This is a genomic window from Pseudomonas sp. KH_021 (assembly GCF_057838865.1).
In genome coordinates this window covers 783,852-808,087 of the sequence record NZ_CM174477.1, presented here as the reverse complement: position 1 = coordinate 808,087, position 24,236 = coordinate 783,852, and the positions used below count along the sequence as shown (strand labels likewise).

At 59.0% G+C, this 24,236-nt stretch carries 23 protein-coding genes, 5 tRNA genes and 1 pseudogene; 13 read left to right on the top strand and 16 right to left on the bottom strand.

Going from position 1 to position 24,236, the window contains the following annotated elements:
• The first annotated feature begins 3 nt into the window (after nt 1-3).
• Nucleotides 4-789 carry a TatD family hydrolase gene (locus tag AC3IX4_RS03890; protein WP_489259316.1) on the top strand — a complete coding sequence of 262 codons (786 nt, stop codon included), beginning with the start codon at nt 4-6 and terminating at the stop codon, nt 787-789.
• Here AC3IX4_RS03890 and AC3IX4_RS03885 read toward each other — a convergent pair.
• From AC3IX4_RS03885 to AC3IX4_RS03870, 4 genes are all read right to left on the bottom strand, one after another.
• Nucleotides 771-1,169, bottom strand: coding sequence for a hypothetical protein (locus tag AC3IX4_RS03885; RefSeq protein ID WP_489259315.1), 399 nt, complete (start codon nt 1,167-1,169; stop codon nt 771-773). The genes AC3IX4_RS03890 and AC3IX4_RS03885 overlap by 19 nt on opposite strands.
• A 167-nt stretch (nt 1,170-1,336) precedes the next feature.
• The gene (gene ampE, locus AC3IX4_RS03880) at nt 1,337-2,173 is read right to left on the bottom strand and encodes a regulatory signaling modulator protein AmpE (protein ID WP_489259314.1); all 837 of its coding nucleotides are present in this window, start codon (nt 2,171-2,173) and stop codon (nt 1,337-1,339) included.
• A gap of 12 nt (nt 2,174-2,185) precedes the next feature.
• Nucleotides 2,186-2,734 carry a 1,6-anhydro-N-acetylmuramyl-L-alanine amidase AmpD gene (gene ampD, locus AC3IX4_RS03875; protein WP_489259313.1) on the bottom strand — a complete coding sequence of 183 codons (549 nt, stop codon included), beginning with the start codon at nt 2,732-2,734 and terminating at the stop codon, nt 2,186-2,188.
• 100 nt (nt 2,735-2,834) lie between these two features.
• Nucleotides 2,835-4,967: a DUF1631 domain-containing protein gene (locus AC3IX4_RS03870; protein WP_489259312.1), complete on the bottom strand. Its 2,133-nt coding sequence runs from the start codon at nt 4,965-4,967 to the stop codon at nt 2,835-2,837.
• Between the two features lie 209 nt (nt 4,968-5,176).
• On the opposite strand from AC3IX4_RS03870, the gene nadC reads away from it, so the two are divergent.
• The 3 genes from nadC to AC3IX4_RS03855 all read left to right on the top strand — a co-directional run bounded on the left by nadC (nt 5,177) and on the right by AC3IX4_RS03855 (nt 7,358).
• Nucleotides 5,177-6,025 carry a carboxylating nicotinate-nucleotide diphosphorylase gene (nadC, locus tag AC3IX4_RS03865; RefSeq protein WP_489259311.1) on the top strand — a complete coding sequence of 283 codons (849 nt, stop codon included), beginning with the start codon at nt 5,177-5,179 and terminating at the stop codon, nt 6,023-6,025.
• A 167-nt stretch (nt 6,026-6,192) separates the two neighbouring features.
• Nucleotides 6,193-6,984: a type I methionyl aminopeptidase gene (map, locus tag AC3IX4_RS03860; protein WP_489259310.1), complete on the top strand. Its 792-nt coding sequence runs from the start codon at nt 6,193-6,195 to the stop codon at nt 6,982-6,984.
• Nucleotides 6,985-7,178: 194 nt separating this feature from the next.
• Nucleotides 7,179-7,358 carry a hypothetical protein gene (locus tag AC3IX4_RS03855; RefSeq protein ID WP_489259309.1) on the top strand — a complete coding sequence of 60 codons (180 nt, stop codon included), beginning with the start codon at nt 7,179-7,181 and terminating at the stop codon, nt 7,356-7,358.
• Nucleotides 7,359-7,631: 273 nt separating this feature from the next.
• On the opposite strand, the gene AC3IX4_RS03850 is transcribed toward AC3IX4_RS03855, so the two are convergent.
• From AC3IX4_RS03850 to AC3IX4_RS03840, 3 genes are all read right to left on the bottom strand, one after another.
• A tRNA-Thr gene (locus AC3IX4_RS03850) sits at nt 7,632-7,707 on the bottom strand.
• Between the two features lie 75 nt (nt 7,708-7,782).
• On the bottom strand, nt 7,783-8,121 hold the full coding sequence (locus AC3IX4_RS03845; RefSeq protein WP_489259308.1) for a pilin: 339 nt from the start codon (nt 8,119-8,121) through the stop codon (nt 7,783-7,785).
• Between the two features lie 108 nt (nt 8,122-8,229).
• A complete protein-coding gene (locus tag AC3IX4_RS03840) occupies nt 8,230-8,658 on the bottom strand; it encodes a pilin (protein ID WP_489259307.1) in 429 nt (142 codons plus the stop codon).
• Nucleotides 8,659-9,063: 405 nt separating this feature from the next.
• On the opposite strand from AC3IX4_RS03840, the pseudogene AC3IX4_RS03835 reads away from it, so the two are divergent.
• The 5 genes and pseudogenes from AC3IX4_RS03835 to yacG all read left to right on the top strand — a co-directional run.
• Nucleotides 9,064-10,170: pseudogene (locus tag AC3IX4_RS03835) on the top strand (ATPase, T2SS/T4P/T4SS family); the annotation flags it as partial.
• Nucleotides 10,171-10,173: 3 nt separating this feature from the next.
• Nucleotides 10,174-11,391: a type II secretion system F family protein gene (locus tag AC3IX4_RS03830; protein WP_489259306.1), complete on the top strand. Its 1,218-nt coding sequence runs from the start codon at nt 10,174-10,176 to the stop codon at nt 11,389-11,391.
• Nucleotides 11,392-11,393: 2 nt separating this feature from the next.
• Nucleotides 11,394-12,263: a prepilin peptidase gene (locus tag AC3IX4_RS03825; protein ID WP_489259305.1), complete on the top strand. Its 870-nt coding sequence runs from the start codon at nt 11,394-11,396 to the stop codon at nt 12,261-12,263.
• Entirely contained in the window at nt 12,263-12,886 is a 624-nt protein-coding gene (gene coaE / locus AC3IX4_RS03820) for a dephospho-CoA kinase (RefSeq protein ID WP_489259304.1), read from the top strand. Before AC3IX4_RS03825 ends, coaE begins: the two co-directional genes overlap by 1 nt.
• Entirely contained in the window at nt 12,883-13,086 is a 204-nt protein-coding gene (gene yacG / locus AC3IX4_RS03815) for a DNA gyrase inhibitor YacG (protein ID WP_489259303.1), read from the top strand. The genes coaE and yacG overlap by 4 nt, the downstream gene beginning before the upstream one ends.
• Nucleotides 13,087-13,092: 6 nt before the next feature.
• On the opposite strand, the gene AC3IX4_RS03810 is transcribed toward yacG, so the two are convergent.
• Complete coding sequence (locus AC3IX4_RS03810) at nt 13,093-13,791, bottom strand: energy-coupling factor ABC transporter permease (protein ID WP_489259302.1); 699 nt, start codon at nt 13,789-13,791, stop codon at nt 13,093-13,095.
• Between the two features lie 146 nt (nt 13,792-13,937).
• Here AC3IX4_RS03810 and AC3IX4_RS03805 point away from each other — a divergent pair, with 146 nt between their 5' ends.
• From AC3IX4_RS03805 to AC3IX4_RS03795, 3 genes are all read left to right on the top strand, one after another.
• Nucleotides 13,938-14,567, top strand: a complete 630-nt coding sequence (locus AC3IX4_RS03805; protein WP_489259301.1) for a DUF1780 domain-containing protein — start codon at nt 13,938-13,940, stop codon at nt 14,565-14,567.
• Between the two features lie 150 nt (nt 14,568-14,717).
• Complete coding sequence (locus tag AC3IX4_RS03800; RefSeq protein ID WP_489259300.1) at nt 14,718-14,891, top strand: DUF3094 family protein; 174 nt, start codon at nt 14,718-14,720, stop codon at nt 14,889-14,891.
• A gap of 81 nt (nt 14,892-14,972) precedes the next feature.
• Entirely contained in the window at nt 14,973-16,268 is a 1,296-nt protein-coding gene (locus tag AC3IX4_RS03795; RefSeq protein ID WP_489259299.1) for an NAD(P)/FAD-dependent oxidoreductase, read from the top strand.
• 49 nt (nt 16,269-16,317) lie between these two features.
• On the opposite strand, the gene AC3IX4_RS03790 is transcribed toward AC3IX4_RS03795, so the two are convergent.
• The 8 genes from AC3IX4_RS03790 to rluD all read right to left on the bottom strand — a co-directional run bounded on the left by AC3IX4_RS03790 (nt 16,318) and on the right by rluD (nt 22,964).
• Nucleotides 16,318-17,385 carry an IS630 family transposase gene (locus AC3IX4_RS03790; RefSeq protein WP_489256307.1) on the bottom strand — a complete coding sequence of 356 codons (1,068 nt, stop codon included), beginning with the start codon at nt 17,383-17,385 and terminating at the stop codon, nt 16,318-16,320.
• 371 nt (nt 17,386-17,756) lie between these two features.
• Nucleotides 17,757-17,833: transfer RNA gene (locus AC3IX4_RS03785), tRNA-Pro, on the bottom strand.
• Between the two features lie 96 nt (nt 17,834-17,929).
• Nucleotides 17,930-18,005 (bottom strand) — tRNA-Lys (locus AC3IX4_RS03780).
• A 5-nt stretch (nt 18,006-18,010) separates the two neighbouring features.
• Nucleotides 18,011-18,087, bottom strand: a tRNA-Pro gene (locus AC3IX4_RS03775).
• A gap of 10 nt (nt 18,088-18,097) precedes the next feature.
• Nucleotides 18,098-18,173, bottom strand: a tRNA-Asn gene (locus AC3IX4_RS03770).
• 396 nt (nt 18,174-18,569) lie between these two features.
• Complete coding sequence (gene clpB / locus AC3IX4_RS03765) at nt 18,570-21,134, bottom strand: ATP-dependent chaperone ClpB (RefSeq protein ID WP_489259298.1); 2,565 nt, start codon at nt 21,132-21,134, stop codon at nt 18,570-18,572.
• A gap of 130 nt (nt 21,135-21,264) precedes the next feature.
• Complete coding sequence (pgeF, locus tag AC3IX4_RS03760) at nt 21,265-22,005, bottom strand: peptidoglycan editing factor PgeF (RefSeq protein WP_489259297.1); 741 nt, start codon at nt 22,003-22,005, stop codon at nt 21,265-21,267.
• Nucleotides 22,002-22,964: a 23S rRNA pseudouridine(1911/1915/1917) synthase RluD gene (gene rluD, locus AC3IX4_RS03755; RefSeq protein ID WP_489259296.1), complete on the bottom strand. Its 963-nt coding sequence runs from the start codon at nt 22,962-22,964 to the stop codon at nt 22,002-22,004. Before rluD ends, pgeF begins: the two co-directional genes overlap by 4 nt.
• Before the next feature lie 149 nt (nt 22,965-23,113).
• Here rluD and AC3IX4_RS03750 point away from each other — a divergent pair, with 149 nt between their 5' ends.
• Nucleotides 23,114-24,130: an outer membrane protein assembly factor BamD gene (locus AC3IX4_RS03750; RefSeq protein ID WP_489259295.1), complete on the top strand. Its 1,017-nt coding sequence runs from the start codon at nt 23,114-23,116 to the stop codon at nt 24,128-24,130.
• Nucleotides 24,131-24,236: the final 106 nt, after the last annotated feature.

Here is a 24,236-nt window from a genome sequence, read left to right as displayed (position 1 = left end):
AACATGCGCCTGATCGACACCCATACGCATCTGGACTTCCCGGATTTCGACGTGGATCGCCAGGCGCTGCTGAACAACGCCCGCGCCTTGGGTGTCGAGCGCATGGTCGTTTTGGGGGTGTACCAGGGTAATTGGCAGCGGCTGTGGGAGCTGGTGCAACGTGATCCTCACCTCTATGCCGCCTTTGGTTTGCATCCGGTCTATCTGGACGACCATCGCCCCGAGCATCTGGTTGAGCTCAAGCACTGGCTGAGCCAGTTGGCCGGCCATCGGCAGTTGTGTGCCGTCGGTGAGTTCGGGCTGGATTACTACCTGGAACACCTGGACCGTGAGCGCCAGCAGGCACTGTTCGAAGCCCAACTCAAACTGGCTGCGGAATTCGAACTACCGGTGTTGTTGCATGTGCGTCGCAGCCACGCCGCTGTGATCGCAACGCTCAAGCGCTTCAAGCTCAAGCGGGCCGGTATTATTCATGCCTTTGCCGGCAGCTTCGAAGAAGCCCGTGAATACCTCAAGCTCGGCTTCAAGCTGGGGCTGGGCGGCGCCGCCACCTGGCCCCAGGCCCTGCGCCTGCGCAAGGTCATTGCCGCCCTGCCACTGGACTCGGTGGTGCTGGAAACCGACTCACCGGACATGGCGCCGGCGATGTTCCCCGGCGTGCGCAATAGCCCCGAGCACTTGCCACACATTGCCAGCGCGCTGGCTGAGCTGATGGGTATCGATGTCGAGGCACTGGCCAGCGCCAGCACGCGCAATAGCGAGCAGGTGTTTCAATGGGGGGATTTGTGACCGGGCCTCGACACGGCTTTTAGCGTCAACGTCGATTGCCGCCTGGCACGAATGCCCCACATGACGGCCAGGCACACCAGGACCACGCCTGCCGAGCTTACATACTGCTGGGTATGGCTAAGGACTCCAATGGTCTTGAGACCCCATGTCAGCATGAGTGTCTTTACCACCACCAGCATCAGGGCGAACTTCAACCAAGTCTTGTAGTTACCCCTGTGCAATTTGCGCCGCTCACTAGGGCCGTGGAGCAACAAACTGCGGCCGCAACCACGGCACGACAATGGCTCATCGATAGCCAGTGCATTGATCTGCCAATGGCGCAGCGCGAACGTCACCTGACAATGGCTGCAAACGCCTCGAACTTCGTTGTTCTCCTTCACGACCACTTCCTTGCGTTGGAATACGTGTGCGCTTTCTGCGACTGTGCAAAATCCCCTGTAACAGTAATGTCATAAACAGAATCAGGCTACACAAAAACAGGACTGATCCTACAGGGAAAGGTCCTGAACGACCGAGCCTCAGGGCGAGGCTCGATTCAGGCAGGGGATCACAAGATCACAGTGCAGAGGGCGAACACCGCATACCACAGCACAGCCGAACGCAATAACAGTTCCCACAGGTTGTCGAGACTGGCCACGCCATCAGCACCCGTGGCGGGCACCGGCAACTCACCTGCGGCACGGCCGACCTGAGCAATCAGGTGCGCGGCGGACAGGTGCCAGTTCAGCAGCTCATGAATCATCACCCGCACGACGGCGACGAAGTTACCCACCAGGGCAAAGCTCACCGCCAGCAAGCGTACCGGGAGCCAGTCGAAGGCATGGCGCAATTGGTGAGACAGCCGCCGAACTTCGGTGTTGTGTGCGTGCGCCTCGGTCAGGGCCAACAAACGATAACCCAGGGCCACTGCCGGCCCCATCAGGAAATACCAGAAGATGACGGCGAAGAAACTCTGATACGCCTGCCAGAGCATATGCCCCTGCACCCGTTCCAGAAGCTGTGCACCACTGTCGGCCCCCAGCCCAAGGTCGCGTTCGGCCACATGCTCGGCGGCCTGCAGATCACCCCGACGCCAGGCATCACGAAACGGGCCCAGAGACGCTTTGACGTCGCCACGACCCAGGCTATAGATGATCACCAACAGATGGATTGGAAACGCCAGCAAGCCATAGGCCACCGGCTCCAGCGCATATAACAGAAACGCCAGCACCAGCACTGGCAGGAACACGCAAACGGCCAATACCTGCCAGGGCTGCGCCTTGAGCCTGGGGCCACGCTCAAGGCGGGCCAGCTCACGTAAATAGAAGCCATCATGCTGAATACGCTGGCGCAAGGCGGAAAATTTCTCGACCCACAGCACCAATAACAACACCAGAAAACTCATCGTCATTCCTCTTCAATCCTGAAGGTTGGCCAGATAACGCGGCCAATCGAACTCCGGGCCCGGGTCGGTCTTGCGTCCCGGAGCGATGTCACTATGACCCTGGATACGTTTCGCGGTGATGGCAGGCCAAGCGGCCTGCAACTGCCGGGTCAATGTTGCCAGGGCATGATACTGGGCATCGGTGAACGGCAGGTCATCAGTGCCTTCCAGCTCAATCCCCAATGAGAAGTCGTTGCAACCCTCGCGCCCCTCGAAGCGGGAAACCCCTGCGTGCCAGGCGCGGTCCAGGCACGAGACAAACTGCGTCACATGGCCGTTGCGCTCAATCAGAAAATGAGCGGAAACACGCAGTTCGGCGATGCCTTCAAAGTAAGGGTGCTCAGTTACATCCAAGGTGTTCTGGAAGAACTCCTGCACCTTGCCGGTGGCGAACTGCGCCGGCGGCAAGCTGATATTGTGGATAACCAACAGGGAGATTTCGCCCTGGGGGCGAGTATTGAAATTGGGCGATGGGCAATGCGTTATGCCGTCGCACCAACCACTTGCGGGGTCCAGCTGCATGGGCGTTCCTTGATCGCGGACATCAGGGCCTCAGTATGCCGCGCCAGGCGCCTGCTGGGCAGCGCCTCGATACATTTGGCCCACAAACAATTCAATTTTTTTAAAGCAATGCACGCACCCGCTCCAGCGCACGGTCAAACAACGGCGAATCATCCAACGGCTGCGCATGGCCACGGTGCAAGCAAGCCGCAAGCTCCAGGCGCGACATCTCCAGCACCTTGAGCCCATTGCGGTTCACAAACAGGTATTTTCCGGTAGCGTTAATCAGTGCCGCCAGCTTGCAGCGTATCTCGTTACCCCCAGGCACGATCATCGCGAACCAGGTGCCGGGCAGCAAAGTATCAACCTTCAACATACTGGCATCATCGAAGGTCAGGTCGATACCCGATGATGGCTGTTGTGGCTCTCCAAGCGCGTGAAGCACGATAGGGCGAGTGACCCAAAGCCACGTTGAATCAAGTGCCGGTGTACTGCTTTGTAAAGCCTGCAGATGCAGGACCTCCAGGCGGGCAAAGAAATCTCCCGTGGCAAAGGGATCGAACGCCGAGCGTGTGAGGCCATCACGCAGCGCCTTGAGCAATTCGGGCACGCATTCAAGCAAACGCAACTGGAAGTCGGGCTCTTGTGCGGGCGCCACACTCCAGATCAACTGATCCAGAGTCGCCAGACCTTCGCGCCATTGAACCGAGGCTTCGCCATGCTTGAGCCAGACCAGCAACAGATACTGACTCCAGGCTTCCTCAATCAAGCACACCACGTCCTCGGGCAACGTCTTGCCGACCAGGCGCAGGTTCAGCTCATCTTCCACTCGCAGGCGCGCGCGCTCGGCATTGGCGCGCCCAAGCTCCGCATCACGGGTGCGCTGCTCCAGCAATTCACTGCGCCGACGCTGCTCGCCACTCACGGCCAGAAACTCCGCCAGCAACTCGGAAAAGATCGTCGGGTCGTCGGCGTATCCATCGAGCAAGCGCTGAACGATCTGCTCGATAAAGGGCAGCGGATCGTCTTGTGAAGTGGCGTCTTTCTCATCCCAACCTCGGGCCACATTCGCCACCTCGTTGAGCAAGCGTCGCGCCGGATGCTGGGTTCGGCTGAACAACCCAGGGTCCGATAGCGCCACCTTCGACAGAGGGATCTGCAAACGAGCGATCAAGGTCTTGAAGGCAGGGGGCAGCCTCTGTTCGCTGTCGATGGTTTCAAACAACAGGGCCATCAGGTTGAGTACATCTTCATCGACCCCGGCGAGCCCCCGCCGGATACCCTTCTTGACGTTGATTTGGGACAACATCTGCTTGAGCCGGTCGCGCAGGTCAAACTCGACCCGCGCCTCTTGCACCGGCACAACGTGCTGAAGATGGGAAAGCAAGCGCAGCAAGTCACGCGTGGCGATCGGCTGGACCTCCGTGCTGTCATCGCCACACCGCGCGAAGTACCCTCGCCGCGGTTCAAGCAGGCCTTTCCACTGGGCAAAAGCCATGGGCGCAGCGGCAGCGGACGTTCCCGGCACCGCTCGCATTGCCGGGGGAGCCCTGCGATCCATGCTGCGCCGGCCGGGCGACATCGCCAGGTTCGGCAGCACGCCGGCGGCGGCCAACAGTTGATTGGCGTCGGTGTAGAGTTGGCGCACATTGCCCAAGACATATTTCTCGAACAGCTTAAGCACAATCAGCTCGACCGTGATGACCACGCCCAGGCCGCGGCCGGACTGTAAAAAGCACTCACATAACATCCCCGGTGCCAACGGGTTTTCACGGTCCTCCAGAGGACGGCCAAGCAGCTCTGCCAAGCGCATGGTCAATTGCCGTAGCGCGAAGCCTTCATGGGCAAAGACTTTATCCACCATGGTATCGATGGCCACCGTGCGCTCGAGCTCATCATTCTCGACCAACAACAGTGTTTCGCCTCTGATCGGGGCACGGCGCCCAGGCTGGGCAAGATCGGTGAAGGTCAGCTGGAGTTTCTCGATAAAGTCGCACTCGATCCGCTTGCGCTTGAGGCGCAGGTCACGCATGGCTTCGAAGAAGAGATTCTGATCGGCAACATCACAGGCCTTGTCGGCCATTTCGAACAGTGTGTCGTCGGCGTTGTCGAACAACACACGCAAGTTCTGGCGCAGTTGCATCACGGCCAAGTCACGCACCTGCAACAAGGCGACGGGAAAACGCAGCAGTGGCGTTGAGCTCGATTGATCGGCAGTGCCCTTGAGTGGCACCACTTTCCCGTCATTGTGCATACCGGTCTCCATGCAAAGGTGCTGGTTTGCACCTCCCTCCCCCTGCCCGGAAACCGGAACAGCGGAGCGCCTCAAAAAAGAGACCGAAAAAAACGCGAAAAGGTCCATTGACGCGACCAAATGCTTGACGGGCAGCTGCTTGCAACACGCTTGTCGCCCCGCTGGGTCCACTGCCCTATAATCCCAGCCACTTAGTATTGGAGCCTGCCATGCCAAATCTTCGCCTCGCCGACCTGACTGCCGAAATCGAAGCCAATGTGCGCCGCGCACTGTTGGAAGACATCGGCAGCGGCGACATCACCGCCCAGCTCATCCCTGAAGAACGCCTGGCCACCGCCAGAATCATCACCCGTGACGCCTGTGTGATCAGCGGCACCGCTTGGGTCGATGCCGTATTCCGTCAACTGGACCCTCGTGTGACCGTGCATTGGCAAGTGAGTGACGGCGACCGGGCCGAAGCCAACCAGGTGTTGTTCCACCTCGAAGGCCCCGCCCGCGCGCTGTTGAGCGGCGAGCGCAGCGCACTTAATTTCCTGCAATTGCTCTCTGGCGTGGCAACGCGTTCGCAGTTCATGGCCGACAAGGTGGCGCACACCCAGGTCAAGTTGCTCGACACCCGCAAGACCGTCCCTGGCCTGCGCCTGGCCCAGAAGTACGCTGTTACCTGTGGCGGCTGCCACAACCATCGCGTTGGCCTGTATGACGCCTTCCTGATCAAGGAAAACCATATCGCGGCCTCAGGCGGCATTGCCCAGGCCGTGGCCGCAGCCCATCGAATCGCCCCCGGCAAACCTGTGGAAGTTGAAGTCGAAAGCCTGGACGAGCTGCGTGAAGCCCTGGACGCCGGTGCCGACATCATCATGCTCGACGAACTGAGCCTGGATGACATGCGCGAAGCCGTCCGCCTGACCGCAGGCAAGGCAAAGCTTGAGGCCAGCGGCGGCGTGAATGAAAGCACCCTGGTAGAAATCGCTGAAACCGGCGTGGACTACATCTCGATCGGCTCGCTGACCAAAGACGTGAAGGCAGTGGATCTGTCGATGCGCTTGAGTCTCTGAGACGGCTTTGACTTCAGGGTAGGAGCAGGCTTTAGCCGCGATGGGCACACCGCGGTTGCCTTAACTGACTGGCATCAGGGCTTGCCCGCGATTTTCCGGCAAATGGATTTCCGGGCTTTCGAGCTTTGAAAGTACCGCTGCTGTTGCTTTAGAAACGGATACCGCACATGAATAAGCAAGTCGTCATCAACACCCCGGCAGACATCGCCAAATCACGCGCAGCCGGGAAACTGGCCGCCGAGGTGCTCGCCTACCTCACCCCCTTCGTCAAACCGGGCGTGACCACTGACGAGCTCGATCAGCTCTGCAACGACTACATCGTCAAAGTGCAAAAAGTGGTGCCGGCCAACGTCGGCTACCAGGGCTTTCCGAAAACCGTCTGCGCCTCGGTCAACCATGTGGTCTGCCATGGCATCCCCTCCAGCGAAACCCTTAAAGACGGCGACATCATCAACCTCGACATCGCCGTCATCAAAGACGGTTGGTACGGCGACACCAGCCGCATGTACTACGTGGGCGAAGCCTCCCCCGAGGCCAAGCGCCTGGTGAACACCACCTTTGAAGCCATGTGGGCCGGCATCAAGGCCGTGCGCCCCGGCGCCACCCTGGGCGACATCGGCCACGCCATCCAGACCGTCGCCCATCGCGACGGCTACAGCGTGGTACGCGAGTTCTGCGGCCACGGCATTAACAAGGTCTACCACGACGAACCCCAGGTGCTGCACTACGGCATCAAAGGCCACGGCATGAAACTCAAGGCCGGGATGATCTTCACCATCGAACCAATGCTCAACGCTGGCAAACACGCGGTGAAAATGCTCAGCGATGGTTGGACGGTGATCACCAAGGACAAGTCATTGTCGGCCCAGTGGGAGCATATGGTGCTGGTGACTGAGGACGGGTTTGAAGTGCTGACGCCTTGGCCGGATAGCTCGGAAGAGTTTCCGGTGATGGTTTGATGGCTCTTGCTGACAGCAACCTGAGGAGCTGCTCAGCTCGCTCATTTTGTAGGAGCAAAGCTTGCTTGCGATGAAATCACCACGGTATAGCTGGTTCACCACGGCGTCTGAATCGCGACGGTTCGGCGCCCCTCGAGACGATGCCGTTCACGTCATCAGTTTTCGAAAAGCCAATAAACGGGAAGTCAAAAGCTATGAGCAAGCAGCTCAAATCTGAAAGGGTCAATGAGACCAACCCTGAGTGGATGCTCGAAGACTTCGCCAAGGCCAGGCCGGCGAGCGACGTGTTGCCGGGATTGTTCGGCAAGGCCCAGGCCAATGAAATGCTCCAGCCTAAGCACGTCGACCGGTTCAATACACACACGCCAAAGTAATTACAGGTATGACCATTAGGCTGACCAGGTGGATTATCACCGGCCACCTTACTACGTCTTGAAGCTTGCATTGATGAGGCGGGCCATTCGGCGCTCATGGGTCAGGCACTGCGCACAATTGGCTTTCAGGTTGCTGACAAACCCATGATTTTCCTGCGGGACTGAACGGTAGGAGCAGGGTTTACCCGCGAGGCGTCGTGCCTGACACTGCGCGGTGGCTGTATCGCAGGCGAGCCTGGCTCCTACACAGGTTTGATGGTGTTTTGTAGAGATTGGTGCCGGAGACAGGAATCGAACCTGCGACCTTCGCGTTACGAGTGCGCTGCTCTACCGACTGAGCTACACCGGCGTGGCGCTAACGCTACCACTGCCGTTGGCGTTGTACAACTCACTGTTTAATAACGGTTTGAAAAGCCTGCAGCGGTCAGGAGCTGGTGCAGCCCTTGGGGGCGTAGGCCGCGCCGCTGTTGGTGGTGCACACCCAGCCGTTGGCGTTGGAATGGGTCAGGGTGATGGTTTTGCCTTGCACTTGGGCGGGGGCGTTGGGTTGACCGCCGAGTGCGGCGGTGCTCGCAATGTCGATGCCCTGGTCGAGGCTGTCCTGGAAAGGCGTTCGCAGCGCAGAGATTTCTGCCAACCCCGCAGAGACTTTCACCCGCGATTGATAGTTGTTGTAACTGGGAATCGCGATGGCTGCCAGGATACCGATGATGGCGACCACGATCATGATTTCTATCAGAGTGAAGCCGCGGTTGTCATTCATGACTACTTTCTCCTGCCCCTGATGGGGCTCTGAAAACAAAATTCCCGCTACGTGAGCGGGAATTTTGTTTAGCCGCCGGCAGCCGTATCGCTACCGCTCACCCAATTATCAAGATGCTGCAGTACAGCCTTTGGGTTTGTAATCGTCCGCAACGTTGGTCGTGCATATCCAGCCACCGTTGGTCTGACGAGTCAGTGTAATCACGCCACCGGTAACAGCGGCTGGAGGATTTTGCAAAGTACAGGTCATCACGCCGGTTGTAGTCCCGGATGCTGTAGACGATGCAGTCAGTGCACAGTTCGAAGTGGTTTCCTGGGCAGCACCAATGATTGTTACTGGGGTCACTGCCGCGCCGTTATTAACAGCGTCTTCGAAACCGGCCTTCAGTGCAGAGACTTCAGCCAAACCCGCCGTCACCTTCGCCCTCGCCTGATACTTCGAATACGCCGGAATCGCAATTGCCGCAAGAATACCGATGATCGCAACCACGATCATCAGCTCGATTAGGGTGAAACCTTTCTGATTCTGACCTTTCATAGAACGTCTCCCTGAGAATGAGGCCTGTTGACCTGCACAGAGTAGAGCAAGTGCCATGCCATTGTTCTATTTCAATGACTTGTTACAGCCCCAGCGCGTCGGGGCATCACTACCGATGCCCCTCAAGGGCCAAAGCTGACACTTTTTGTCACCGCCCCACTCTCCAAGTTGGCACCCGCGCTCGTCTAGGCTATAAACCTCTGACCGCAGGAGCCTGGTTTTCAAATGAATGATTTAGCCCTCACAGGTCTGGCCAGGCAGTTGGTCGATGCCGAACTGCTGACCGAAAAATCCGCGCAGCAGGCGTTGCAGCAAGCCCGTCGCAATAAGGTCCCGCTGGTGCATTTTCTGGTGCAGAACCGGATGGTGCACAGCCGCGAAGTCGCTGAAATCGCCACCGAACATTACGGCGTGGCCCTGTTCGACCTCAGTTGCCTGGATAAAGACAGCCAACCCAAGTGGTTGGTCAGCGAAAAGCTGGTGCGCCAGCACCATGCCCTGCCCTTGTGGCGCCGTGGCAATAAATTGTTTGTCGGCCTTTCTGACCCGACCAACCATCAAGCCATTACTGATATCCAGTTCAGTACCGGGTTGATCACCGAAGCGATTCTGGTTGAAGAGGACAAGCTTGCCGAAGCCATCGAGCGCCTGTTCGATACCGGCCACACCGGCCTGGAAGACATGGCCGATGTGGACCTGGACAGCGTCGATGTCGAGGCGGTCGACGATAAGGAACACGACCCTCACGGCGGGCAGGATGCCGAGGACGCGCCCGTGGTGCGCTTCGTCAACAAAATGCTGCTGGACGCGATCAGGGGCGGCTCGTCCGACCTGCACTTTGAGCCTTACGAAAAATCCTATCGCGTGCGAGTGCGTACCGACGGCATTCTGCGTGAAGTCGCCAACCAGGTTAACGTCAATCCCAAGCAGGGGCTGGACTTTGCCCAGGCCTTGCGCTCGTTCCTGCGCCAGGACCCGGACGTGATCATGGTCGGCGAGATCCGTGACCTGGAAACCGCCGAGATCGCCATCAAGGCCGCCCAGACCGGCCACTTGGTGCTCTCGACCCTGCACACCAACAGCGCCGCCGAAACCCTTACGCGCCTGCAGAACATGGGCGTGGCCGGGTTCAACATCGCCACCTCCGTTAACCTGATCATCGCCCAGCGCCTGGCGCGCAAACTGTGCCCGCATTGCAAGCGGACGATCGACGTACCGCGCGAGGCGCTGATCAAGGAGGGTTTCGCGCCTGAACAGATCGGCACCTTCACGGTCTATGAGCCCAAGGGCTGCGACCACTGCAACAATGGCTACAAAGGACGGGTCGGCATCTATGAAGTAGTCAAGAACACCCCGGCCATGCAGCAATTGATCATGTCCGAAGGCAACGCGCTGGATATTTCCCGGCAGATGCGGGCGGACGGTTTCAACGACCTGCGTAAATCCGGGCTGCTCAAAGTCATACAAGGCGTCACCAGCCTTGAAGAAGTCAACCGCGTCACCAAGGATTAACCGATGGCGGCGAAAGCGGCGAAAATCAGCACCTATACCTGGGAAGGCGTCGACAAGAAAGGCGCGAAAATCTCTGGCGAACTCAGTGGCCAGAACCCGACGCTGGTCAAGGCGCAGCTGCGCAAGCAAGGAATCAACCCCAGCAAAGTCCGCAAGAAAGGCTTCTCGCTGTTCAGCGCGGGCAAGCGTATCAAGCCGCTGGACATCGCCCTCTTCACCCGGCAAATGGCAACCATGATGAAGGCCGGTGTACCGCTGTTGCAGTCGTTCGACATCATTGGCGAAGGCTTCGACAACCCGAACATGCGCAAGCTGGTCGATGAGGTCAAACAGGAGGTCGCCGCGGGTAACAGCTTCGCCACGTCGCTGCGCAAGAAGCCGCAATATTTCGATGAGCTGTACTGCAACCTGGTAGACGCCGGCGAGCAGGCCGGCGCGCTGGACACCCTGCTCGATCGCGTGGCCACCTATAAGGAAAAGACCGAAGCCCTGAAGGCCAAGATTCGCAAAGCCATGACCTACCCGATCATGGTGCTGATCGTGGCCGTGGTGGTCACCGGGATTCTGTTGGTGAACGTGGTGCCGCAGTTCGAGTCGCTGTTTGCAGGCTTCGGCGCCGAACTGCCGTGGTTCACCCAGCAAGTGGTGGGGCTCTCACAATTCGTGCAGAAAGCCTGGTGGATAATCCTCATCGGCATCGTCGCGGCCTTTTTCGGCTGGCGTCACGCCCACCGCAGCAACCAGAAATTTCGGGATCTGGTCGACCGTGGCCTGTTGAAGTTCCCGATCATTGGCGGGCTTATCTACAAATCGTCCGTGGCCCGCTATGCCCGCACGCTGTCCACAACCTTTGCCGCGGGGGTTCCACTGGTAGAAGCTCTGGATTCGGTGGCGGGTGCCACAGGCAACGTGGTCTTTCGCAAAGCGGTCAAGCGTATCCGCCAGGACGTCTCTACCGGCATGCAGTTGAACTTCTCGATGCGTACCACAGCGGTTTTCCCGACCCTCGCCGTGCAGATGACCGCCATTGGCGAGGAGTCGGGTGCGCTGGATGACATGCTCGATAAAGTCGCCACTTACTACGAAGCCGAGGTCGACAATATGGTCGACAGCCTGACCAGCCTGATGGAACCGCTTATCATGGTGGTTCTCGGCACACTGGTCGGTGGCCTGGTGGTTGCCATGTACCTGCCGATCTTCCAACTGGGCGACGTTATCTAAGCATGTCTTTCTTCGATCTTCTGGCGCAGTACCCGCCGGCCTTCATCACCTGCGCAATTATTCTGGGGCTTATCGTCGGCAGCTTTCTCAATGTGGTGATCCATCGCCTGCCAAAAATGCTCGAACGCGACTGGCAAACGCAGGCTCGCGAGATCCTGAGCCTGCCGGCAACGCCGGAGCAACCGCGCTACAACCTGATGCTTCCGCACTCAGAGTGCCCGCACTGCGCCCATCGCATTCGCTCCTGGGAAAACCTGCCGCTGCTCAGCTACCTGTTTCTGCGCGGCCGCTGCTCGGGCTGCAAGGCGCCGATCAGTGCACGTTACCCATTGGTCGAACTGGCCAGTGCCGCGCTCACCGGCTTTATCGCCTGGCATTTCGGTTTTGGCTGGGCCGCCGCCTGCTTCATGCTGCTGAGCTGGGGATTGCTGGCGATGAGCCTGATCGATGCCGACCACCAACTGCTTCCCGATGTGCTGGTGTTGCCGCTGCTGTGGCTGGGCTTGATCGTCAATGCCTTCGAACTGTTCGTGCCGCTGCACGATGCGATCTGGGGCGCCGTGGCGGGTTATCTGTGCCTCTGGTCGGTCTTCTGGGTATTCAAGTGGGTCACCGGCAAGGACGGCATGGGCCATGGCGACTTCAAGCTGCTGGCCATGCTGGGGGCCTGGGGCGGCTGGCAGATTTTGCCGCTGACCCTGTTGATGTCGTCGCTGGTGGGCGCCCTGCTGGGCCTTTTGCTGTTGCGCTTGAGCAATCGCCAAACCAGCACGCCGATTCCCTTTGGGCCCTACTTGGCGATCGCGGGCTGGATCGCATTGCTCTGGGGTGGTCAAATAACCACTTCCTATCTGCAATTTGCTGGCCTGTGATGACCAAACCCGCTTTTACTCCCTGGATTCTCGGCCTGACCGGTGGCATTGGCAGCGGCAAGAGTGCCGCCGCCGAGCGCTTCGTCGAGCTGGGTGTCCACTTGGTGGATGCCGACCAGGCCGCACGCTGGGTCGTGGAGCCTGGGCGCCCTGCGCTGGCCAGTATTGTCGAGCGCTTTGGGCCTGGCGTGCTGCAAGGGGACGGCCAGCTCGACCGCGCTGCCCTGCGCAAGCTGATCTTCGAGGACCCCGAACAGCGACGCTGGCTGGAAGCGCTTTTGCATCCCTTGATTGGCCAAGAGATTTTCAGTTACCTGGCCAAGGCTGAATCACCTTATGCCGTGCTGGTCTCGCCGCTGATGATCGAATCCGGACAAGTGCGCAACACCCAGCGCCTCCTGGTGATCGATGCACCCGAGACCTTGCAGGTGCAGCGTACCCTGCTGCGCGACAACACCACCCCCGAGCAGGTGGCGGCCATCCTCAAGGCCCAGGCCAGCCGCGAAGAACGCCTGCGCCATGCCCATGATGTTCTGGTCAATGACCGCGACCTGGTTTGGTTGCATTCAGAAATCGACCGCCTGCATCACTTTTACCTGACATTACGTGGAGGCCAGCCATGAGCCAGCCCTTGACCGTTGAATGCCCTACCTGCGGCGCCCCCGTGGAATGGACCGCCGCCAACAAAAACCGCCCTTTCTGTTCCGATCGCTGCAAGCTGATCGACCTGGGGGCCTGGGCCTCGGAGGAACACAAGATCCCTGTCGCACCGGATGCCGAGGACGAGCTGTTTTCCGAAGAGCTCACGCCACGCGGGCACTGAGTATCATCACGAACCGCCGCCCGGCGGTTCGTCGTCTTTCCAGGGGGCCTGCAGGTAACGGGTGCGATTGAAGGTCTCCAGCCACTCTGGGCTGAACACCACCAGCGCACTGACGATCATGCCGTTGATAAAGGCCTCGGGAAAGATGATCAACCACAGGTAGCCGATAAAGTCGGTGATCCATTCCGGCATGGCGAAGCGCCCATCGACCCACAGCAAACCCAGCCCCGCCAGCAAACAGCACAAAGCCGACAACGCCGCGGCCAGAAAGCCCGAGCAGAAGATGTACACAAAGGGATTACGCGGCTGTTTGTATTCCACCAGCATTGCGCAGGCTTCGGTGACCAGCACCGGCAGGCCGATCAGCAATATGCCGTTCACCCCCACCGCCATCAAGTCCTGACGCCCCAGCGCCACCAGGCCCATCTGCGCGATCAGGCCGCCGATGATTGCCAGCGGCCAGTCCAGCAACAGCGTGACTGCGGTCATGCCGATAAAGTGATACGACACGCCGGTATCGAAATCCCGTCGTATCAGCCACAGCACGAACAGCGCAAACACCGTCCCGAACAGCAAATGCTGACGGCGACTGTCGCTGAACAGCTCGACCCACGGCGCCTTGGCAATGGCCCAGGCCAGTAAAGGCACATAGATCAGCCAGCCGAAGGTCAGGCTCTGGTCGGACAAAACCTGGGCGGAAATCATGCATCAGATTCCTTTATCGACGGTGCAAGCCAAAGTCTACATCGCCTGCCCAGACCACGAGCGGGTTCATACGCTGTGCAAGAATTTCTTTCGCACCCATCGCGTTAAATCAATTTTGTCAGCAATTGGACGCTAAGCTGTTTCTCATGGATGACTCAGATTACTTGCGCCTGCTCACGATTCAGGCCGAACAAGCCAATGCGTTCCTCTCCAATGCTCGTAAATGGGAACGTGAGCGTTGGGTCTGCCAGCGCCTGCTGCAAGGCCTGAATATTCCCTACCGCGGCGAAGACTTCACCCCTGCCGGGCAAGAACCACCGGATGTGCTGTTTCGCGATGCCAGTTTTGAAGTGTTTTTCGTGCTAGACGAGGGGCGCCGCCTCAATGATGAATGGCGCGAAGAGCTACAGCGCAGGCGCAGCGCCTTTTCGCTCAGCCAACTGGTGCGCCGCGAAGCCAAGCCCCGACGTATCAGTGCCCAGGAGCTGTTGCAGCGGCTGGCACCGACCTTGCGCAAAAAATCGCACAACTACCGCGAACGTGGGCTGGATTTGAGTGAACTGGATATCATCGCCTTCGCCAGCCTCAAGCGCGAAGTACTGGACCTCAACAGCCACTTCCCTCCGCCCACCGAATACTTGCGCCAGGGCTGGCGCTCGCTGTCGCTGGTGGGGCCGACGTTTGCCCGGGTGTTGTTTGCCCACCCCGATGCCCCTGACTTTTTGCGCAGCAACCTGGGGCGCAGCATTGTGTTCGACGTCGGAATCAGCCTGTAATGACACACTCTTGGCATAGCGAAAACCTACGGCGAATGATACAAAGCGCAATCATTTCGCCTCGTCCGCACATTTATGTAACGACAGCCCGACTACAGTGAACGGTGTAGCTTTCTCACAGTCTGATGCGTCTACCCGACGAGGCCCTCAATGACCAGCCGCCTGAATCCCGACGACCAGCAACGCGTCGATCAGTACCTGCAAGCCCCACAGCATCAAGTCGAGCGCAAGCCTTTCAGGCCCTGGCTGCTCCTTTGCATGGTGGTGCTGGTAACCGTTGGCCTGGGCTTATTGAGCCGTCTCTTGAGTCATCTGGTGCTATGAGCTGCCTTGCACTCGCCCAGTCCGGCCCCCTCCTGCGGCCGCGTGCTCATCCGAATTCCGTAAACCTTATGAGATGTCCCCATGACTCACCGTATTGTCATTGTCGGCGGCGGCGCCGGCGGCCTGGAACTGGCGACCCGCCTGGGTAAAACCCTGGGCAAGCGCGGCAAGGCCAGCATCACCTTGGTCGACACCAACCTGACCCACATCTGGAAACCTCTGCTGCACGAAGTGGCTGCAGGCTCGCTGAACACGTCCGAAGACGAACTGAACTATGTGGCTCAGGCCAAGTGGAATCATTTCGAATTTCAACTCGGCCGCATGAGCGCGCTTGACCGTGAGTCCCAGCAGATCCAGTTGGCGGCGACCCTCGACGAAAATGGCGTGGAGCTTGTGCCTGCACGCACCCTGGGCTATGACAGCCTGGTGATTTCCGTCGGCAGTACCACTAACGACTTCGGTACTCGCGGCGCGGCAGACCACTGCCTGTTTCTCGACACGCGCAAACAGGCCGAACGCTTTCACCAGCGCCTGCTCAATCATTACCTGCGCGCCCACGCTGGCAGTGATGACAGCTCGCAAATCAGTGTGGCCATTGTTGGCGCTGGCGCCACGGGTGTTGAGCTGGCGGCCGAGCTTCACCATGCCGCTCACGAGCTGGCGGCCTATGGACTGGACCGTATCAAGCCGGAAAACATGCGCATCACCCTGATCGAGGCTGGCCCTCGCGTACTGCCCGCGTTGCCAGAGCGCATCAGTATTCCTGTGCACAAGACCCTGGAAAAGCTCGGCGTCACGGTGCTGACCAACGCTTCAGTCAGCGAAGTGACGGCCGAGCATTTGGTCACCGCTGACGGCCAGACCATTCCTGCCAGTTTGAAAGTCTGGGCAGCCGGGATTCGTGCCCCGCTCTTCCTGAAAGAAATCGACGGCCTGGAAACCAACCGAATCAATCAACTGGTGGTGCGCCCGACCCTGCAAACGACTCGCGACGACAATATCTTCGCCTTTGGTGACTGCGCAGCCTGCCCGCAACCCGGCACTGATCGCAATGTTCCACCGCGGGCGCAAGCGGCGCACCAGCAAGCGTCGCTGCTGGCAAAGTCGTTGAAATTGCGAATCGAAGGCCAGGCCCTGCCGGAATACCGTTATCTGGATTACGGATCGCTGATTTCCCTGTCGCGCTTCTCGGCGGTGGGTAACCTGATGGGCAACCTGACGGGTAGCGTGATGCTGGAAGGCTGGTTGGCGCGGATGTTCTACGTGTCGCTGTACCGCATGCACCAGATGGCGCTCTATGGCACCTTCCGCACCCTGATGCTGATGTTGGGCAGCCGAATCGGCCGTGGTACCGAGCCGCGCCTTAAGCTGCATTGATTCAACCCCTTGCTCTCTCCTAGTGTGCTGTCTTCGAAATAATTTATCCCTATGGTACGGCCTCAAGTGCCTCGCGAGCTCGTTGGATTTTGCTCAAAATCTCCTCGCCTTTCGCGTTCCAAACGTACCGGGTCGGCTGAGCATTTCTTAGTGCCATGAACGTTGTTATCGAGGATTCCAACTCGCGCACCGAGGCAAAGCTACCGTCTCGTAGATACACCGTGATGTCTCGGAAAAATCGTTCGACCATGTTCATCCAAGAGCTGGACGTCGGTGTGAAGTGCATATGGAAACGCGGGTGCTTCGCCAGCCAGGTTTTCACGGCGGCGTGCTTGTGCGTCGCATAGTTATCGACGATCAGGTGAAGCTGGAGATTCTTGGGGGTCTGCTTGTTGATCTTCTTGAGGAAGGACAACCACTCTTGATGACGGTGTTGACGTTCGATGCTGCTGATCAATTTTCCCTGCAGATAATCCAGCGCAGCGAATAATGTAACCGTGCCGTGGCGGGTGTAATCATGTGATTTCGTCTGGATGTGGCCGATGCCCAGAGGCAATCCAGGCTGCGTGCGTTCCAAGGCCTGCACCTGGCTTTTTTCGTCGCAACACAGCACCAATGCCTTGTCCGGCGGGGCCAGGTAAAGGCCGATAACATCCCAGAATTTCTGTTCGAACTGCGGATCGTTTGAGAGCTTGAAGGTGCGAGTCAGATGAGGCTTCAAGTCATTGGCAGCCCATAACTTATGGACCGTACTCGAAGAAATCCCGACCGCTCTCGCCATACTCCTGCAGCTCCATCGCGACTCGCCAATGCGAGGTTTCGTGACCTGCTCCAAGACGCGGCGGACAGTATCGGCAGGCAGCGACGACTTGCGTCCACGACCTGGTTTATCAATCAATCCGTCGAGCCGGAGCAACTGAAAGCGTTGGCACCAGTTGGTGACTGTCGGGAGAGAAAACCCAGTCAGTCGTGCAATCTCTTCCCGTGTTTCGCCCTGTGCTGCAAGCAGCACAATGCGTGCTCTACGACCTTCACGCTGGGGAATGGTGGCGGAGCGAACGCGCCGGTTCAGTTCGGCCTTTTCTTCGGAGCTAAGCGTAATGTCCAGTGCGCTCACCTGAAGCTCTCCAAGGGGGAAATGACACCTGAAGTGTAGGTGAAAAATTAGAAAAGCTATTTCGCAGACAGCACACTAGGTAGGAGCAGAGCTTGCTCGCGATGGCCACGCCGCGGCGCATCAGACAAACCGCGGCGCGTTCATCGCGGCTAAAGCCGGCTCCTACACCCCCCCGTGTAGGAGCCAGCCTTGCCGGAATGCCGTACCACTGCGATGGCCACGCCGCGGTGCATTAGGCACCTACCCAAAAGCAGTCAAGCTCAAAACCAGCAGACGAAAAAAAGGCGCCCCGAAGGACGCCTTTCTTTTTGAAATCGAAGCCAATGTCTTCGATTTTCGATTTTCTACCCAATGTACAGCCTGGGCGAAAATGGTCGGGGTAAGGGGATTCGAACTCCTGACATCCTGCTCCCAAAGCAGGCGCGCTACCGGACTGCGCTATACCCCGGTAAAAAAAAGGCACCAATTAAGGCGCCTTTTCGTAGCAAGGCGCAAATAACGCCTTACCTTTTAAGATTCGACTTCAGCGTACCGAAGTCAAAAATGGTGGGTCGTGTGGGATTCGAACCTACGACCAATTGGTTAAAAGCCAACTGCTCTACCAACTGAGCTAACGACCCAAAAATGGTCGGGGTAAGGGGATTCGAACTCCTGACATCCTGCTCCCAAAGCAGGCGCGCTACCGGACTGCGCTATACCCCGGCTTGAAATTTGGCTCCGTGACCAGGACTCGAACCTGGGACCCAATGATTAACAGTCATTTGCTCTACCGACTGAGCTATCACGGAACTATCAATTTCAATGTTACTTACTGCAATCTCAACGACTGTATCACTACCACGCTGACTCTTCGGTGCCTTCGCATCTCTGCGTTAGTGCCTCTGAGGCGCGCTATTCTACAACCTTCAAAACTCTTGTCAACCCCTAATTTTCTTTCAACTCACTGATTTACAACTTTTTTTCAGTGACCCGAATAAATCGGAAATTAGCTTGGTGACATGCAGCGGGGCGCATTCTAAGAGCACTCGCAGCAAAATGCAAAGAAAAATTTCCAATAAATCGCGAGGTTACGAAAAAGCATCGCCGGCAAGCCGTGCTCCTACCTGTAGGAGTGCGGCTTGCCGGCGATGGAGCCCCCGCGAAGTGTCAGGCACAACACCTCGCGGGCAAGCTTTGGGCAGCAATCAACTGAACTCGATGCCCTCGCCTACCACCTTGGCAGTAATGCTGGTGCCAGGCAGGAACTGACCCGAGAGAATCAGCTGAGCCAGCGGGTTCTCGATCCAGCGCTGGATAGCGCGTTTGAGCGGCCGTGCGCCATAGACCGGGTCGTAACCCACCGCGATCAGTTTATCCAGCGCCTCGGGGCTCAGCTCCAGGCTCAGGTCACGCTCGGCCAAGCGGCTGCGCAGGCGGCCCAGTTGGATCTGGGTGATACCCGCGATCTGCTCGCGACCCAGTGGTTCGAACACCACCACTTCGTCGATCCGGTTGACGAACTCCGGCCGGAAGTGCGAAGTCACCGCATCCATCACCGCTGCTCGTTGCCCTTCGCGATCACCGACCAAGTCTTGGATCTGGGCGGAGCCCAGGTTCGAGGTCATGACGATGACCGTGTTACGGAAGTCCACCGTACGGCCATGGCTGTCGGTCAGGCGCCCGTCTTCTAATACTTGCAGCAAGACGTTAAACACGTCCGGGTGCGCCTTCTCGACTTCATCGAGCAGCACCACCGAATAAGGTTTGCGCCGCACCGCTTCAGTCAGATAACCACCTTCTTCATAGCCGACATACCCTGGCGGTGCACCGATCAGGCGAGCCACGGAATGCTTCTCCATGAACTCGGACATGTCGATCCGCACCATGGCCTCTTCGGTGTCGAACAAAAACTCGGCCAGCGCCTTGCACAGCTCGGTCTTACCCACCCCGGTCGGGCCCAGGAACAGGAACGAGCCGCTTGGCCGGTTGGGGTCGGACAAACCGGCCCGTGAACGACGCACGGCGTTGGAAACGGCCACCACCGCTTCATCCTGGCCAATCACACGCTGATGCAGCAGGTTTTCCATCTTCAGCAGTTTTTCGCGCTCGCCTTCGAGCATCTTGGAGACCGGGATACCGGTCCACTTCGATACCACTTCCGCAATTTCTTCTTCAGTGACCTTGCTGCGCAACAGCTGGTTGTCGCTCTTGCCATGCTGGTCGACCATTTGCAGGCTGCGCTCCAGATCTGGAATCACGCCATATTGCAGCTCGGCCATGCGGCTCAGGTCGCCACGACGCCGGGCTGCTTCAAGCTCTTGGCGCGACTGTTCGATCTTTTGCTGGATCTGGGCCGAACCCTGGACTTCGGCCTTTTCCGAGTTCCAGATTTCTTCCAGGTCCGAATATTCGCGCTCCAACCGGGCGATTTCCTCGGTCAGCTTTTCCAGGCGCTTGATGGCCGCCTCATCGTCTTCTTTCTTCAGGGCCTGGGATTCGACCTTCAGCTGAATCAAGCGACGCTCAAGGCGATCGAGCACTTCAGGCTTGGAGTCGATCTCCATGCGGATACGGCTGGCCGCTTCGTCGATCAAGTCGATCGCCTTGTCCGGTAGTTGCCGGTCGGTGATGTAGCGATGGCTGAGCTTGGCCGCGGCAATAATGGCACCGTCGGTAATTGCCACCTTGTGGTGAACCTCATAACGCTCCTTGAGGCCCCGCAGAATGGCGATGGTGTCTTCCTCGCTCGGCTCATCCACCAGCACTTTCTGGAAGCGGCGCTCAAGCGCAGCGTCCTTCTCTATGTACTGGCGATATTCATTGAGCGTGGTTGCCCCCACGCAGTGCAGCTCACCACGGGCCAGGGCTGGCTTGAGCATGTTGCCCGCATCCATGGAGCCCTCGGCCTTGCCGGCGCCGACCATGGTGTGCAGCTCATCAATAAACAGAATGATCTGCCCTTCTTGCTTGGACAGCTCATTAAGCAACGCCTTGAGACGCTCTTCGAACTCGCCGCGGAACTTGGCACCGGCGATCAATGCGCCCATATCCAAGGACAGCAGGCGCTTGCCTTTAAGACCGTCTGGCACTTCGCCGTTGATGATTCGCTGGGCCAGGCCTTCGGCGATGGCGGTTTTACCCACGCCGGGCTCACCGATCAGGACTGGGTTGTTTTTGGTCCGACGCTGCAAGACCTGAATGGTGCGGCGAATTTCGTCATCACGGCCAATAACCGGGTCCAGCTTGCCATCTTCGGCACGCTTGGTGAGGTCCACGGTGTATTTGTCCAGGGCCTGGCGTGCTTCTTCGGCATTCGGGTCATTGACCGCGGCACCACCACGCAGGTTGCCCACGGCGTTTTCCAATGCTTTCTTACTGACGCCCTGACCCAGCAGCAGCTTGCCCAGCTTGCTGTTCTCATCGGCGGCCGCGAGCAGCACCAACTCGCTGGAAATGAACTGGTCACCCTTCTGCTGAGCCAGGCGGTCGGCCTGGTTGAGCAGGCGCGCCAAGTCCTGGGACATATTGACGTCGCCCGTGGGGTTCTGGATTTTGGGCAGACGGTCGAGCTCTTTGCTCAATTCCTTGCGCAGGCTATTGATATCAAAGCCCACCTGCATCAACAGGGGCTTGATCGCACCGCCCTGCTGTTCGAGCAGCGCTTGCAACAGGTGCACCGGCTCGATGGCGGGGTGATCCATACCGACGGCCAGGGATTGGGCATCGGACAAGGCTAATTGCAGCTTGCTGGTAAGACGGTCTATTCGCATGTGTCACCTTCCTTATGGGCAGGCCGGCGCGGTCAACAGCGCCTACTGACGAAAACCTGCCAGAGATACCACTGTAGATGCGGACGATTATGGAAGATTCAAGCGTAGCGGGATTGACGCAGGTCAACCCTCAGCGGCGGTCCAACCAGACCAGCGAGGCGAAGCGGCCCGTGCGGGCGGCGCTTCTATAGGAAAAGAAGCGCGAATCGGTGACGGTGCACAAGCCGCCTCCGTAAACTGCTGTAACACCAATTTCAGCCAAGCGCAGGCGCGCCAGCTCATAAATGTCAGCCATGAAGCGGCCAGCATTGATGCTAGGCACAAAGGCCTGCTCAGTTTGAGGGTGAGTGCTGACGAACGCTTCGCGCACTTCCGGCCCGACTTCGAAAGCCTTCGGGCCAATGGCCGGGCCCAACCAGACCATGACCTGATCGGCCGGGACACCCAGCCGTTCGACCGTGGCCTCCAGCACACCCGCAGCCAGGCCGCGCCACCCGGCGTGGGCCGCACCCACCCGAGTGCCGGCCTTGTCGCAGAACAGGGCTGGCAGGCAATCGGCAGTCATGACGGTGCAGGCAATACCTGGCGTGGTTGTCCAGCTGGCATCGGCTTCGGCAATCACGGCAGGGTCGGCATCGGCCACCACCACACCATGTACCTGCTTGAGCCAGGCAGGCTCAATGGCAAAGGTGTCGGTCAGGCGGCGGCGGTTTTGAGCCACCGCAGCCGGATCATCACCCACATGGTCGCCCAGGTTGAAGCTGTCGAACGGTGCCTGGCTGACGCCTCCGGCACGAGTGCTCACGCAAGCCTTGACCCCGGCTGGCGCGGGCCAGTCAGGAATCAGCAGGTCAGGCGTGAGCCCATTCATCCGACAAACGCCTCGCGGTCTTGCTTGAGCAGCGACAGCAGCCAGACGAAATCATCCGGCAGTGGCGATTCCCAGCTCATGCGTTGACCGGTCGTCGGATGGTCCAGCTCCAGGAAGCGAGCATGCAGGGCCTGGCGCGGGAAGGTCTTGAGCGCCTCGACCATGGTCAGGCTGGCAGCAGGCGGGATACGGAAACGACCACCGTACGTCGGATCGCCGACCAACGGGAAGTTCACGTGGGCCATATGCACCCGGATCTGGTGCGTGCGGCCGGTTTCCAGCTTGACGCGCACATGGGTGTGCGAGCGGAAGCGCTCAAGCACCCGGTAATGGCTGACGGCAGGCTTGCCGCCTTCCATCACGGCCATGCGCTGGCGCTGGGAGCCATGACGGCCGATCGGCGCGTTGATCTTGCCGCCGGCGGTTACCACGCCGATCACGATGCATTCATAGATGCGGCTGACTGACCGGGCTTGCAGTTGTGCCACCAGGTTGGTCTGGGCCTGGATGGTCTTGGCGACCACCATCAGACCAGTGGTGTCCTTATCCAGGCGATGCACAATGCCAGCGCGTGGGACATTGATGATGTCCGGCACATGGTGCAGCAACGCATTGAGCAGCGTGCCGTCGGCGTGGCCGGCAGCCGGGTGGACCACCAGGCCTGCGGGTTTGTTGATGACCATCAGCTGGTCGTCTTCGTAGACGATATCCAGCTCGATGTCTTGGGCCACCCACTCGCCTTGGGCCTCCTGCTCGGCATTAAGCTCCAGCAGTGAACCGCCATGGACGGTGTCACGCGGACGCAGGACGGCGCCATCCACAGTCAGCAGCCCCTCCTTGATCCAGGCGGAAAGGCGCGAGCGTGAATGCTCAGCGAACAATTGGGCGGCGACTTGATCGAGGCGTTGCCCGCCCAGTTCGGACGGCACCTCTGCGCGAAGTTGTATGATCTCGGACATGCTCGGACTAGGCGACGGCACAGCCTTTGGTTTCAGCTGCACGCTTGTGGTTAAATACGACGTCTTTTGCCCCGAGGGTTCCACGGGGTGCTCATCATAACAGGACGGCCACGCCCAAGACAGCGGCCGTCATAGGGACGCAAGCCGCCATGCAAGTGAAACACCTGCTGCTGATCGCCATCCTCGGACTCACCGCCGCCTGTTCTTCGAAAGAAGTGGTCGACGAAAACCTGAGCGAATCCGAGCTGTACCAGCAGGCGCAGGCCGACCTGGACAACAATAGCTACACCAGCGCCACGAGCAAACTCAAGGCACTGGAGTCGCGCTATCCATTCGGGCGCTACGCCGACCAGGCCCAGCTCGAACTGATCTACGCGAACTACAAGAATGCCGAACCCGAGGCCGCCAAATCGGCCGCCGAACGGTTCATCCGCTTGCACCCACAGCACCCGAACGTCGATTACGCCTACTACCTCAAGGGCTTGACTTCGTTCGACCAGGACCGCGGCCTGCTGGCGCGCTTCCTGCCGCTGGACATGACCAAGCGTGACCCGGGCGCGGCCCGCGACTCTTATAACGAGTTCGCCCAACTGACCAGCCGCTTCCCCAACAGCCGTTACTCGCCGGACGCCAAGCAGCGCATGATTTATCTGCGTAACCTGCTGGCCTCCTACGAAATCCACGTAGCCGATTACTACCTGACCCGTCAGGCGTATGTCGCCGCCGCCAACCGCGGCCGCTACGTGGTGGAAAACTTCCAGGAAACCCCTTCGGTCGGTGACGGCCTGGCAGTGATGGTCGAGTCCTACCTGCGCCTGGATCTGAATGACCTGGCGGCCACTAGCCTTGAGACCCTGAAGCTCAACTACCCGAACCACCCAAGCCTGGTCGATGGCCAGTTCGTGCCTCAGCAGGACGAAGCGGACAACCGGTCGTGGCTGTCCAAGGCCACCCTGGGCCTGATCGAAACCGAGGTGCCGCTGCCGCCGGGCGAGACGCGCGCCAACCAGGACGTGATCAAACAGTACGAAGACGCCAAGGAAGCCATTCCAAGCGATCTGCTGCCTAAAGAAAGTGACGCGGTCGAGGAAGAAAACCACGAAGCTGAAGGCAACAACAGCGATCGTTCGTGGTTCAGCTATATGACTTTCGGGATCTTTGACTGATTCGGGGTCGACCAAACTCGGCTCAACGTCCGGTAGGAGCAGGCTTTAGCCGCGATGAAGTTGACGCGATCCGACTGAAGGATCGCGGCGAGGCCATCGCAGGTAA